The organism is Bacillus sp. JJ1122 (assembly GCF_036964885.1).
Classification (GTDB): domain Bacteria; phylum Bacillota; class Bacilli; order Bacillales; family Cytobacillaceae; genus Mesobacillus.
Map to the genome: position 1 here is coordinate 110,755 of NZ_JBALQL010000029.1, position 13,105 is coordinate 123,859.

Consider the following 13,105-nt stretch of genomic DNA (forward strand, 5'->3'; position numbering starts at 1 on the left):
CCAATCAACTGCTAAAACATTTTAACAATCGATTTATGTGTGGGTCTATAGCAATCTTTTTACCCTTAACCATGTTCGTGACAGGGAGGCAAAAAAGTTTCCTTAAGGCAATTCCAGTTTTTGAATTCATTAATCAAAAAGCTATGTTGATTTTCTCTCCGAATCAACATAGAACTGTAACACAGCCACAAAAAAACACACTAAACGGTTTATGTTTAGTGTGCTCAGATTTTTATTTAAGTTCCATAATGATCGGTAAAATCATCGGTCTTCTGCCCGTCTTGCTATATAGCAATGGATTGACCACGTCGATTACTGCTTTTTTAAGGCTTGACCAATCCTTCGTACCGCTGGCGAGTTCCGTAACGATTTTATCATTGATGACCTCTTCAACATTTTTCATAAGGTTGCCAGATTCTCTAACGTAGACGAATCCTCTTGTCACGACCGTCGGCTTGTTAACAAGCTGATTTTTCTCGCGGTCAATCATCATTGTGACGATCACGAGCCCGTCCTGTGACAGAACTCTTCTATCTTTTAACACAATGTTTCCGATGTCTCCGATGCCGCTTCCATCCACATAGACCGGCTGTGCAGGGACTTTCCCGCCTACCTGGCCGCCGTCTGCAGAAAGCTCAAGAACATCTCCATTGTCTAAAATAAAGCAATTTTCACGAGGGATACCGCATTGTTCAGCGAGTTTCACGTGCTGATCGAGCATGCGGTACTCACCATGAATCGGAATGAAATACTTCGGATTCAACAGCTTGATCATCAGTTTCTGCTCTTCCTGCTTCCCGTGACCGGAAGTATGGACTTCGCTGATTTTATGGTGAATGATTTCCGCACCGATGCGGTGAAGCTTATCAATCACGCGGTTAACACTGATTGTATTGCCTGGAATCGGTGAAGACGAGAATACAATCGTATCTCCCGGTATGACCGAAATTTGGCGGTGTGTTCCATTAGCGATCCTTGCAAGTGCCGCCATCGGTTCTCCCTGGCTGCCCGTACAAATGATGGTAAGCTCGTTGCTTGGAGTTTGTCCGATTTCATTAATGCTGATAAAAGCCTCGTCCGGTGCGGTGATATAACCTAGGCGTCTGCCAATCTCAAGCGTTTTTTCCATGCTGCGTCCAACTACAGCCATTTTGCGGTTATGCTTTAATGATGACTTCACAACCTGCTGGATGCGGTCGATGTTCGACGCGAATGTAGCAAAAATAACCCTGCCATCGACGGTCTGAAAAATATCCTCGATTGCTTCTCCGACCCTTTTTTCCGAAACAGAGAAACCGGGCACTTCAGAGTTTGTACTGTCAGACAATAAGCAAAGCACGCCTTCGCTGCTGACTTCCGCGATTTTTTGAAAATCAGTTCCCTGTCCAACGGGAGTCAAATCAAACTTGAAATCGCCTGTGTGGACGATATTTCCCTCTGGCGTAGTGACAACGACACCAAATGAATCCGCGATACTGTGGGTCGTACGGAAAAAGCGAACTTTAATATTCTGGAACTCCACAACAGTATCATTGTTGATTTGATGGAACGTAACGCCTTTGATTTTATGTTCTGTAAGCTTTGATTTAATTAGTTCTACGGCAAAATCACCACCGTAAATCGGTGCCTTTACATCCTGCAGTAAAAATGGCAATCCGCCAATATGGTCTTCATGTCCATGGGTTACAAAAATTCCGACAAGTTTATCCTGATTTTGCTTTAAATATGTGTAATCCGCGAGCACATAATCAATCCCGAGCAATTCATTGTCCGGGAACTTAATTCCGCAATCCACGAGTACCATTTCATTTTTATATTCGATTACATACGTGTTTTTCCCGATCTCACCCAGACCGCCTAACGCGAAAATCTTGAGATCCTTTTTTAGTTTCGTTTCCATAATTCAGCTCCTGTTTATATTTATACCTGTATCATCAATTCCCACTGGAATCTTTTTAATGAAGAATAGTGAGGAAATTTAATGGAGAAATAGGGGATTTTAGTCCTTAAAATATATCACAATTTAGGGAATTCAACAAATAATGATATACCGTTTGCAGATGATACGATTCTTAGCGGGGTAAAGTTGCTGAAATTCCGGGGAATTTCAATCTTTTGGGCAGGTGTACATGCACTTCGATTGGGAGAGTGACTTTTGCAAACGTGAAACTGTTTTTCCCTTGATGAAGTCATCTTGGGATTGAAGGGCGGCGTTTTCTTCTTCTTGAAGTCGACTTTTCTTTAATTGGAGGGTGTATTTCCTTGTTGAAATCGGTTTTTCTTTTAAATGGAGGACGTACCTCATTGTTGAATTGGGTTGTTCTTTTAATTGGAGGACGTATTCCCCCCGTTAAAATCGTTTTTTTTCCTGTTGAGTAAAATTTTTGCTGACAAAGAGTAATTTTTCATGGTGGTCTTCAGCCAGCTGGTTCATCGAATTGAGAATTTCACCGGTTGGCACAGTTTATTAACGGTTGGCACTGTTTTATTAACGGTTGGCACTGTTTTATTTACGGTTGGAGCAGTTTTATCACCGGTTGGAGTGATTTTTTCACTGGTTGCGGCCATTTGATTACTCGTTGCCTGAAACTCCTAAGCAGGGATCTCCAGCTGGGGTCTCCCAGCTGACGTTTTCACTTCAAAAAAAAAGAGAGGGCCTCCGCCCTCTCAATTCCCATCAAACAATTTGTTTTCTCTCAATCAACACCACAGATAATACGACAGCGCCAACCAGTACGGCCACCGCGATGGCTATTCCCACATAAGGAGCCAGGACGGGATAGCCAAACACATTGTAGGAGATGAAGTTCATGAACAGTTCTTCTACTTTCATGATGTTCGTAAGAGTCAGGGTGAGCATTTTGTTCACCCAAATCGTTTCAACGTTCATGATGCTTTGTGCGAGAATCGGCGTTCCGAATAGGAATCCGGAAACAAAGAATGAGATGACCGTTGATTTTGACAGGGTCGATACAAGGACAATCAGCCCCGCAAAGGCAATCGCAGCCAGTATATGAAGAGCGATTTGGATCATATGGTACTCCATGAAAGTTAGGCTGTATGGTGAGAAAAAGTACTTGAAGGAATACTGAATTGGCAGATCCCAGCCCTTCGTTCCGTACACGGCCGTCCTGGAAATCAGGTTGAACGCCTCCCATAACACAACTACTGCAACCGCAAAAATAGACGCTGCCATCAGCTTAGCCTGCATTGTCGCTTTCCGGCCTTTCTTTGCGCTGAGGATATAATTCTCGACTCCTGAGGCATGCTCATTTGAGTAAATGCCGCATAAGCCAATCAGCAGAAAGGCTCCCGTTAAAATGAGTCCGAACACATTGACGAAATCGACTGCTTCCTGGGGGGCTTTATAATAAGAAATTTTATCGATTTTAACCTCATTGTACATGTCCTTCTGCAATTTTAACTTGGCAGCCAATGAATGATTCCCATTCGCCTCTACTTTTTTGATCAATTGATTGAGGTCATCCTCGCGCTCCTTAATCGTCGAGGCAATATTCTGGGACATCGCAATCGTTTCCGTTAAACCAGCCTCTGCACTTTTTCGCTCATTTACTGCATTTTCTTTTGAAAAAAATTCATTCACTTCAGCGTTCAATTTTTCGGCAGCAGCTAGTTTCTCTGTTGTGATTGGACCTTCCCACTCATTAAACACCTCACGGGTGGCCGTTGTTTCATGCATATTTGTAAAAAGAACCAGAGTAAACCACCCAAACAGGAATAATGCCACGAAATACAGGCTCTTCTGTTTAAAAATCTTCATCAATTCCCACTTGATCAAACTCATGCCCCTACTTCCTCGTCGAAATAATAGAGATAAAGATCCTCAAGATTCACAGGAACATTGACGGCATTGGCTGCTGGTTTTTCCTCTGAAATAATTCTGAGCTCAATCCCCTCTGGCTGCCTTGAGATATTGCCAACTTTATAGGTTGACTGGTATACAGGCACTTCCGCTTCACCTGCTGTAACACACCACACCTTCTTCTGGATATAGTGGATCAGGTTCTGCGGCGTATCTTTTTCAATCAGCTTGCCGTTCTTCATGATTAAAATTTCCTTAGCAATGTACTCAATATCGGAAACAATGTGAGTAGAGAGCAGCACGATCCGGTCCTTTGCAATCGTCGCAAGCAGGTTCCTGAAGCGGATTCTTTCCTTTGGATCCAGACCCGCTGTCGGTTCATCAACGATCAGGATTTTCGGATCATTCAACAGCGCCTGAACAATGCCGACTCGCTGCTTCATCCCGCCTGAGAGCTTCCCCATCTTTGTTTTTCTTTTTTCGATCAGATTGACCGTTTCAAGCAGTTCCGCCACCTTTTCCTTAGCAGCGTGTTTTTCCAGTCCCTTCAAACTGGCAATATAATAAAGAAACTTTTCAACGGTAAAATGTTTGTAATAGCCGATATGCTGCGGCAGATAGCCGAGCAGGTCGCGGTAACGGTCGCCCATTTTGCCGATTTCTTCTCCATTTAGCGTAATCGTTCCCGTGGTCGGCCTTGATACTGCAGCAAGCATGCGCATCAGCGTTGTTTTCCCAGAACCATTGGCACCAAGGAATCCATATACTCCATTCGTAAGCTCTATCGTTACGCCATCGACTGCATGCTTTTCGCCAAACTTCTTAGTAACATTTTCAATTTTAAGCTTCATAACGTTCTCTCCCAATCTCGATTTTTCTAAAATTCACAATGACGGCAATCCAAATAACGATTCCCATCAGGACCAAAGCTGCAGCCGGGAATAGGTTTATTTCGTGGACGAACTCAGTAACCTCTGGAGTCATCAAACCAACATAGCAAAAAGCAAACCAGATGGCGATGGTCGTACCGCTTGCGACAATCCCTTTCGTCTTCAAAGCGATGAAGAATGCCACTCCTGTTACAAATACATACGGAATAGTCCAGGCGAGAAAAAGCTTTACGAACAAAACTTCTGGATATACAGCAACTGTAATTGCAGAGATGACAAGGTTCACAGCGAAGTTGTAGAGGCCGACAACCAGCAGCCTTGATGTCATGATTTGCTGGGCATTATATTTCAAGGTCAGCTCCAGTTCGACCAGCCCTTCATCCTTGCTTTTCAGGATTTCAAAAATGCCTGTGAAAAATGGCAGCGGTGCAAGTGCGAATACGGTCATATATGGGTTGAAATGAACACTCAGAAGGCTGATGACTCCAAGCAGCAGGAACAATCCGTTCAAGCCCCAGAATAGCCAGCTGAAATTTATCAGTTCACGTGAGCTGTTCATGACTAACGTTTTTGCTTTCCTGGCCAGTATGGCAGATTTCCTGTCTTTTACAGGTACCTGCACCATGATGAATTCGATGGAAGCTTCAATCTCATCTTCATTCGGAAAATCAACTTTATAGGAATCGAGATATTCTTTTATGTCATAATCAATTGGTGTTTCGTTCATCCATCTCACCCCTGTTCAAATATAGTTTCAGCTTTCCAAGCCCCTGTTTCAGCCGGGATTTGACCGTTGACTCCGTCGCATTGGTCACCCGGGCGATTTCGGATATTTTTAAATCATTGTAGTATTTCAACAGGATTGCCTCACGCTGGAAATCCGGCAGCTCATCAAGAGCCTCTTTGATTTCTTTCCGCTTTTCATTTTTTTCAAATATAGAGGATACACTCTTTTCCGTTTTCGCATCCCGGTCTTGGAGTTCATATGTATTGCGGCTATTTTTGTGAGCCTTGCTTTTGAAATAATCCTTCGCATGGTTGCTGGCGATTGTCAGAGCCCAGCTTTTGAATTCCGCGGATCCCCTGTATTTCGATAGATTGTTCAACACCTTGATGAATGTTTCCTGAGTCAGGTCCAGCGCGAGTTCCTTATCTCCGGCCATCCGGTACAAAAAGCTGTATACCAGCTTATAATGCCGTCTCACCAGGATTTCCTGGCTAGCCCTGCTGCCGTTTAACACCTCAGCAATCAATTCCTGATCGGTCATATCCTCACCTCCGATAAGCTAACGAGATTTTTCGGAAAAAGATTTAGCCTTTGCATTATTTTTTAAATACCTATGAAAAATTTAACCTTTTACCAATCAAAAATCCTAGAAATGAAAAAAAACCCGAGAATATTCATCACCGAGTCTCCTATCGTTAATCCATTTTTTTCTATAAGCAATTAATTCTCCCTCGAATATCCTATTCCTTTATTTCAGCCGATAAAAAAACACCGCTATAAAATCGGTGTTTTCTGTTCAAGTATTAAATTTTTTTGCCAGTATGAATTAAATCATACTACATTGAATTCCTGACTGTTCGTAGGTGAGGACCATTCTTTGGCATGTGCGGGTATTGAAGTACGGTTTCTCTCTATCAAAACCATGATAATTTAACCTATAAAATTTCTTTAAAAGCTTTAGCTTGTTCATCCAGCTGGCGGGCGGCGCTTCCTATTTCTTTAAAAGTGGTTACGGCCTGTTCGTTGAGTACCTGATTATTGGCGATACCGGACTGGGAGCGGATGGTAGCTTCACTGATTTTACTGATTTCGCCTGATATGCCGTTAATGTGGGAGTTGACTTCCTGAATAGAGTCTTGCACTCGGGTTGCCAGCTTTCTGACTTCTCCCGCGACCACGTTAAATCCACGACCGTGTTCGCCTGCCCGCGCTGCTTCAATCGCTGCATTTAAGGCTAATAGATTGGTTTGGGCGGCAATTTCCCGGATGGTCTGAACGATGCTGCCAATCGATTTTGCCTGGGATTTCAATGATTCGAGGATTTCCAGGTTTTCTTTCGATTCCTCAACAAGCTTGCTCGTAGCGAGGGCCGCCTCTTCGCTCCTATTGATCCCCTTTTCCGCTCTGTCGCTAAGTTCCTCTGACATTTGTTGCAGCTGGGCCGCTACTTTGCCTGTATTCATTTCCCGTTCCGTGATGTCAGTCGCTACTTTCACAACTCCTGCTATCTTGCCAGCCGCATCATATACTGGGGTATAGGTGGCTTCTAGCCAAAGAAGGCTGCCGCGTTTTGTAACACGCTGGATTTTTTCCTGGAAGCTCTTGCCGTTGCGCAAGTTCCTCCATAGTTCCTGGTATGCCCTGCTGCCTGCAAATTCCTCTGTACAAAATTGTTTGTGCAATAGGCCTGGCATTTCCTCCACACGATATCCCATCGTCCGGGCAAAGTTCTCATTCGCCCAAAGTACTTGTCCGTTCGTATCAAATTCGATCATCGCTAGTGACGTCTCTATGGCAGCCAAGACAGCGCCGTCCTCAAAAACCTGTGTGCTTCTTACCGGAGTACTCATCAACATCGCTGTCATCCTCTTCTTTTTAATTAGCTCTACTAAATTTCCTTTATTTTCATTGTCTATTACAATCGTACTAGTATTAGGAGTGCCGTACAATTTTGAATGTTCTTATATGCGCGAATCCCTTTCTTCTTTTATATAGGAAAAAGACAAGCCGTCCTCAATGGCGGCTTGTCTTCTTGCTTATCTTCGTATGGGTTGTATTTTCTTAAATAGATTATGCTGGCAAATAGAGTTCACGGGTAGAGCCGTATTATTTTACCTTCGCTACGATCTTTCCTTTAACATGGCGTTGTGCTAAACGTTCTAATGCTGCAGGAACTTCCTCGAGTTGAATGACTTCTTTCAGCATGGAGGTTAGTTTGCCTTCTGCCATTAGGCTCAGCATCGCATCGCCCATCACTGCAAGGTCTTTCTCAGCTTTCAAGCCGCCGTGTTGATAGGCAGCACCCAGTGCGATTTCATGATAGGAAGGTACTTTGGTGAATCCGGGAATCTTTGCGAATTCTGGCGGGCCGGAAATATAAACGATATGTCCCATATATCCAAGCATGTCCAGCGATGCTGTCGAGCTCTGCCTGCTGACGGCATCGACCACGGCGTCTACACCAACGCCTCCGGTAATCTCCATGACCCGCGCAACAACATCTTCATTTGAGTAATCAATGACATAGTCGGCTCCTAATGACTTAACGTATTCATGGTTGGAACTGGACGCTGTGGAAATAACCGTTTTACCGGCAAGCTTGGCCAATTGGACGCCGAAACCTCCTACCCCGCCGGCACCGCCATGAATGACGATTGACTCAATTTGATCGAAAGGAAGCTTTCTGTAGAGTGCCTGATACGCCGTATATCCTGCTGTAGGGATAGCGGCGGCATCTTCAAAGCTGACTTCCTGAGGAATACGGGAAACAGCATGAGCCTGGGCAATGGTGTACTCTGCGTATCCTCCCTTTTTCAACAGGTTTCCGTGGTATACCACTCGATCACCTTTCTTCCATCGAGTGACGCCATCACCAGTTTCAGCAACCACGCCTGCTACATCCAGCCCAAGGACATGAGGGTATGTCCAATTCGGATTGCCATTTGTCGCTGTCTTATAATCAACGGGATTCAAGCCGACGGCATGAACCTCAATCAATAATTCACCTTCACCTGGCTGTGGTGTTTGAATTTCTTCGACCTTCATTTCTTTCCAAAGACCTTTATCGTGTAAAAGCAATGCTTTCATCTATTTGTCATCTCCTTCGAGAACTAGTTTTAGCTAACAAGGTTTATAATATATACTGAACCACATTACAACAAGGCACCAATTGGGAACCTGGAGGATTCAACATGAAACAGTTATACGAACAATACGATTGTGCGATTGATCTTGTCATCGACCTGATCGGTGGCAAATGGAAAGTCCTGATTTTATGGAACTTGAATGAAGGCACAAAACGCTTCAATGAGCTTAAAACTTCACTGCCTGGCATCACGCAGAAAATGCTGACCCAGCAGCTGAGAGAACTGGAATATCACGGTCTTGTCGAACGGACTTCATACGAAGACCATCGCGTGGTATACTCCACAACTGACCTCGGCAAAAAATTGCAGACCACCTTATTTGAGATGTGCAAATGGGGCGACCAATATGCTGTGCAGAAAGGAATCAGCATGAACAAGTGCTGGACCTCCATCGATTTTATGAAATCCTAAGCTCCCTTCTTAATTTTAAAATGCGTTATTCACGATGAATATGAATCCATTATCATTTATATTGATGAATGATCATTGCATTTCTTTTAAATATATGTTAATTTGTATATGCAAATGAGAGGAAAGAAGGGCTGACGGTCATGAATGAAGAAGAACAAGTACTCATCCATTGTTTATATTTTACCGCAAGTCGCTTTGCTCGCAACATGACCAAAATGGCAGAACAGAATTTTGAAATTGGTGAGCTTGCTCCCTCCTATCTCTATATGATCATGGTTGTGAAATTCCATCCGGAAATCACCCAGAAAGAGCTGTGCCATAAACTATCGATCGCACCTTCTACAAGCACGAGATTCATTGATAAGCTGGAGAAGTTAAAACTTGTCAATCGGAAGGTCAATGGCAAACAAACCTTCATCTCTTTGACTGAGGATGGAGAAAAAGTGTACACACAGTTCCGTCTCTCATTAAAGGAGCTTTTCCATAGTTATTCAGAGATATTAGGGCGTGAATTCAGCCTGGATCTAAGTAAAATGCTGCATGAAGCGAGCGTCAAATTGGAAAAAGAACTATAGTTCTTTTTTTTAATCTTTCATTTGCATGTACAACTGTTTTTTATTCACTATTTATATGTACAATGGAACCGTCTTCGCCTTATCATTTGCATGCACAACTGATTTTCGTTCACCTGTACTATATACAATTGATTCGTTTTTTTCCGCCCTATCATTTGTATGTACAAATACTTTTAACATAAGGAGAAGATTTTAAATGAAAACTTTAGTAATCGCAGCACATCCAAACATGGAAGGTTCAACAATCAACAGTACGTGGGTTAAAAGGCTCCGCCAGGAAGAAGGCGAAATTACGGTACATGAATTATATGCCGCTTATCCTGATGGCAAGATTGACATTGAACGTGAACAACAGCTCCTTCTTGAGCATGACCGGATCGTCTTCCAATTTCCGTTCTACTGGTACAGCAGCCCTGCATTATTAAAAGAATGGCAGGATGTTGTGCTTGCATATGGCTGGGCATATGGTTCACAAGGAACAAACTTGCATGGGAAAGAGTTTATGCTGGCCATTTCAACAGGCGGTCCAGAAGTTGCCTACCAGGCTGGCGGGTATAACCAATACAGCATGAGTGAATTGACAAAGCCGTTCCAGGCGATGGCAAACCTGACAGGCATGCGCTTCTTGCCAACGTTTACTGTACAGGGAGTTCGTTTCCTATCTAGTGATGAAGTACAAGAAAGCGCGGAAAGACTTGTGGAACAACTAAAAGCATCATATTAAGGTGATGAAAGGAGTTTTCGCTCATGAATTATAAACTATTAGGAAGAAGCGGCCTGCGGGTCTCAGAATTAGCACTGGGTACAATGACCTTTGGAGAAGATTGGGGCTTTGGCGCTTCAAAAGAGGAGAGCCAGAAGATCTTTAATGCCTTCGTTGAAGCCGGAGGAAATTTCATTGATACGGCAGTCAATTATACGAACGGAACAAGCGAAAAGTACGTCGGCGAATTCATTCGCGACAATCGTGAAAGATTCGTCGTAGCAACAAAGTACACCTTGAACACCTCTCCTGATGATCCTAATGGAGGCGGCAACCATCGTAAGAATTTAGTTCAATCGGTAGAAAAGAGCTTGAAGCAATTAAACACTGATTATATTGATTTACTATGGCTGCACGCATGGGACTTCATGACACCGATCGAAGAAGTGATGAGAGGCTTGGACGACCTGGTGCGTTCAGGTAAAATCCTCTATATCGGTGTTTCAGACACGCCTGCATGGATCGTTTCTCAAGGGAATATGCTTGCCACACTCCGTGGCTGGACACCATTTATCGGCTTGCAGGTTGAGTACAACTTGCTGCAGCGTACACCGGAGAGGGACCTGCTCCCTATGGCCAGTTCACTTGATCTTGGCGTGACTGCCTGGGCGCCAATGGCCGGCGGTGCACTAACAGGAAAATATAACAAACCTTCAGCGGAAAAAGGCAGACTGTCTCCGCAAAGCGCAAGACTGAATGAACATAACCGTGCCATCGCGACTGTAGTGGAAGAGATCGCAAAAGAACTGGAGGCATCTCCCGCCCAGGTAGCATTGAACTGGGTGCGCCAGCAGTCCGGAACAATCATTCCATTGATTGGCGCAAAACGTGAGGACCAAATGAAGGATAATCTAGGCAGCCTGAAATTCAAGCTATCGGATACACACTTGAATTTATTAAATGCAGCAAGCAAAATTGAACTTGGTTTCCCACACGATTTCCTTGCATCAGAACCAGTACTAAAAGCCATTCATGGCAGCACCTTTGGGAAGATTGAAAAAAGGAAGAATACTTACTAAATAGTGTTGGGGGCGGTTGAGCAACCTGCCCTATTTTTTTATCGTTTTATTTATTCTGAGTTCAGCTCAGGAAACCAGGGTTAGACTAACATTAATGATATCATCACCCACCTTCTACTCGAGAGCTCGGAATAAACTCAGAATGGTTTCAGGGAATCACGTATTTTCCTTTCTTCCATTATAAGAACATCGAAATGTTTACGCATTTTTTCTAAAGGTAAAGTACAAGAGGTTATCGATTTCCCTTTATAAAATAACTTTAATAAAGGGAATTGAAATGAAAGCAGGTGTGCAATTAGATGGGACGTTTCATAGTAAATTTAATCGCAACAATCCTGGTCGTAGCCGTCAACGCCCTGGCCAACATTTTACCGATCAATGGCCAGACGACCGGAGAAATTTCGAATAAGCTGGAAGTACTGTTCACACCAGCAGGGTATGTGTTTGGAATCTGGGGCTTGATTTATTTTCTTCTGTTTATCTGGAGCTTCATGCAGTTTCCCGCCTCCAGACGTGATTTGCCCATTTATAAAAAGGCAACGCCATTATACTTACTGAGTTCCGTCCTTAACATCTCATGGATTCTCTTGTGGCATTATGAGTTTTTCTTTTTAACAGTCCTCGTCATGATCAGCTTGCTTCTTACCCTGATTGCCCTTTACCATTCTCTCAAAAAAGAAGACCCTTCCTTTTGGGAGATTGTGCCGTTTTCCGTTTACCTTGGGTGGATCAGCGTCGCGACAATTGCTAACATCAGCTACTACTTGAAATTTATTGGCTGGGATGGGTTTGGCCTATCAGATGTAGCTTGGACCATAATCATGCTGGTTATCGCAGCCATTCTGGCGATTGCATTTTCACGTAAAAACAAAGACCCGATTTACCCGCTCGTTTTCATTTGGGCGCTGATCGGGATTGGGGTGAAAAATGCCGCAAATCATCATTCGGTCAGTTATTTTGCCTATTCCTTGGCAGCTGTACTCCTAATTGTCATCCTCATCAAAAAAGCCATTATTAAATCCTATTTCAGTCATCTATAGTAAAGCCTGATCGAGCAGCTTGGTCAGGATGAAAGTTTACACATTTATAACGATGGATATTTTAAATAATAATCCAAATCTTCTAGAAAACCGCCCTTATCCTTTTCAATTCAACTATAATGAACAAGTCAGAAGGATGTGATGTGGATACATGAATAGACAGGACTGCGTCTGGATCCTGAATGAATGGGATATTATCGAAGCGCGCTCCCAGGGAAAAAGCGCAGCAAAGGAACTCGGGTTCAATTTATCTGATCAGGCTAAAATAGCTGTTACAATTAGTGAATTGGCCAGGAATATATACAAATACGCCGGAAAAGGCCAAATCTACATCTCCTCTATCCACACTGGTGACAAAATAGGCTTGCAGATCACCGCAGCCGATCAAGGACCAGGTATGGATATTCCGAAAGTTATGATCGATGGATATACGACTTCAGGTGGCTTGGGGTCAGGCCTCCCGGGTGCGAAAAGGCTGATGGATGATTTCACCGTCCAATCCTCTCCGGAAGAAGGTACAGTCATCACCACTACGAAGTGGCTCCAGATTAACCCCGGAAAAGGAGCTTGATCCGCTTCATTTCTGCGACTCCACTATTTATAGAATGTCATCAGGCTAACCTGAATGATCATGAGAGTCCTTGTAAAGACCATTCATTGTATTGTTTTCCCACTGAATGGTCATAATGGGCCTTATAATGACCACTCATC

14 protein-coding genes and 1 pseudogene are annotated in these 13,105 nt (G+C 43.5%); 7 read left to right on the forward strand and 8 right to left on the reverse strand.

Annotated features, from left to right (window positions below; translation table 11 throughout):
• Positions 1-232 precede the first annotated feature (232 nt).
• Positions 233-1,900 (reverse strand): ribonuclease J1, encoded by a 1,668-nt coding sequence (gene rnjA / locus V7201_RS17530; protein ID WP_335378047.1) that lies wholly within the window; start codon positions 1,898-1,900, stop codon positions 233-235.
• 507 nt (positions 1,901-2,407) lie between these two features.
• Here rnjA and V7201_RS17535 point away from each other — a divergent pair.
• On the forward strand, positions 2,408-2,572 hold the full coding sequence (locus V7201_RS17535) for a hypothetical protein (protein WP_335378048.1): 165 nt from the start codon (positions 2,408-2,410) through the stop codon (positions 2,570-2,572).
• A 105-nt stretch (positions 2,573-2,677) separates the two neighbouring features.
• Here V7201_RS17535 and V7201_RS17540 read toward each other — a convergent pair whose 3' ends face one another.
• From V7201_RS17540 to V7201_RS17565, 7 genes and pseudogenes are all read right to left on the reverse strand, one after another.
• Entirely contained in the window at positions 2,678-3,805 is a 1,128-nt protein-coding gene (locus V7201_RS17540; RefSeq protein WP_335378049.1) for a hypothetical protein, read from the reverse strand.
• Positions 3,802-4,674: an ABC transporter ATP-binding protein gene (locus V7201_RS17545; protein ID WP_335378050.1), complete on the reverse strand. Its 873-nt coding sequence runs from the start codon at positions 4,672-4,674 to the stop codon at positions 3,802-3,804. Before V7201_RS17545 ends, V7201_RS17540 begins: the two co-directional genes overlap by 4 nt.
• Positions 4,664-5,440: a hypothetical protein gene (locus V7201_RS17550; protein WP_335378051.1), complete on the reverse strand. Its 777-nt coding sequence runs from the start codon at positions 5,438-5,440 to the stop codon at positions 4,664-4,666. The genes V7201_RS17545 and V7201_RS17550 overlap by 11 nt, the downstream gene beginning before the upstream one ends.
• A complete protein-coding gene (locus tag V7201_RS17555) occupies positions 5,421-5,981 on the reverse strand; it encodes an RNA polymerase sigma factor (protein WP_335378052.1) in 561 nt (186 codons plus the stop codon). The genes V7201_RS17550 and V7201_RS17555 overlap by 20 nt, the downstream gene beginning before the upstream one ends.
• A 394-nt stretch (positions 5,982-6,375) precedes the next feature.
• Complete coding sequence (locus V7201_RS23255; RefSeq protein ID WP_438825077.1) at positions 6,376-6,903, reverse strand: methyl-accepting chemotaxis protein; 528 nt, start codon at positions 6,901-6,903, stop codon at positions 6,376-6,378.
• A gap of 6 nt (positions 6,904-6,909) precedes the next feature.
• Positions 6,910-7,305 (reverse strand): annotated as a pseudogene (locus tag V7201_RS23260) (PAS domain-containing protein); the annotation flags it as partial.
• A 241-nt stretch (positions 7,306-7,546) separates the two neighbouring features.
• The gene (locus V7201_RS17565; protein ID WP_335378054.1) at positions 7,547-8,527 is read right to left on the reverse strand and encodes a zinc-binding dehydrogenase; all 981 of its coding nucleotides are present in this window, start codon (positions 8,525-8,527) and stop codon (positions 7,547-7,549) included.
• Positions 8,528-8,631: 104 nt separating this feature from the next.
• Here V7201_RS17565 and V7201_RS17570 point away from each other — a divergent pair, with 104 nt between their 5' ends.
• From V7201_RS17570 to V7201_RS17595, 6 genes are all read left to right on the forward strand, one after another.
• Positions 8,632-8,997 carry a winged helix-turn-helix transcriptional regulator gene (locus tag V7201_RS17570; RefSeq protein WP_335378055.1) on the forward strand — a complete coding sequence of 122 codons (366 nt, stop codon included), beginning with the start codon at positions 8,632-8,634 and terminating at the stop codon, positions 8,995-8,997.
• A 140-nt stretch (positions 8,998-9,137) separates the two neighbouring features.
• Positions 9,138-9,572, forward strand: a complete 435-nt coding sequence (locus V7201_RS17575; RefSeq protein ID WP_335378056.1) for a MarR family winged helix-turn-helix transcriptional regulator — start codon at positions 9,138-9,140, stop codon at positions 9,570-9,572.
• A gap of 196 nt (positions 9,573-9,768) precedes the next feature.
• Positions 9,769-10,296, forward strand: a complete 528-nt coding sequence (locus V7201_RS17580) for an NAD(P)H-dependent oxidoreductase (protein ID WP_335378057.1) — start codon at positions 9,769-9,771, stop codon at positions 10,294-10,296.
• A gap of 23 nt (positions 10,297-10,319) precedes the next feature.
• On the forward strand, positions 10,320-11,354 hold the full coding sequence (locus tag V7201_RS17585; protein ID WP_335378058.1) for an aldo/keto reductase: 1,035 nt from the start codon (positions 10,320-10,322) through the stop codon (positions 11,352-11,354).
• 299 nt (positions 11,355-11,653) lie between these two features.
• Positions 11,654-12,394 carry a TspO/MBR family protein gene (locus tag V7201_RS17590; RefSeq protein ID WP_335378059.1) on the forward strand — a complete coding sequence of 247 codons (741 nt, stop codon included), beginning with the start codon at positions 11,654-11,656 and terminating at the stop codon, positions 12,392-12,394.
• A 151-nt stretch (positions 12,395-12,545) separates the two neighbouring features.
• On the forward strand, positions 12,546-12,965 hold the full coding sequence (locus tag V7201_RS17595) for an anti-sigma regulatory factor (protein ID WP_335378060.1): 420 nt from the start codon (positions 12,546-12,548) through the stop codon (positions 12,963-12,965).
• Positions 12,966-13,105 lie beyond the last annotated feature (140 nt).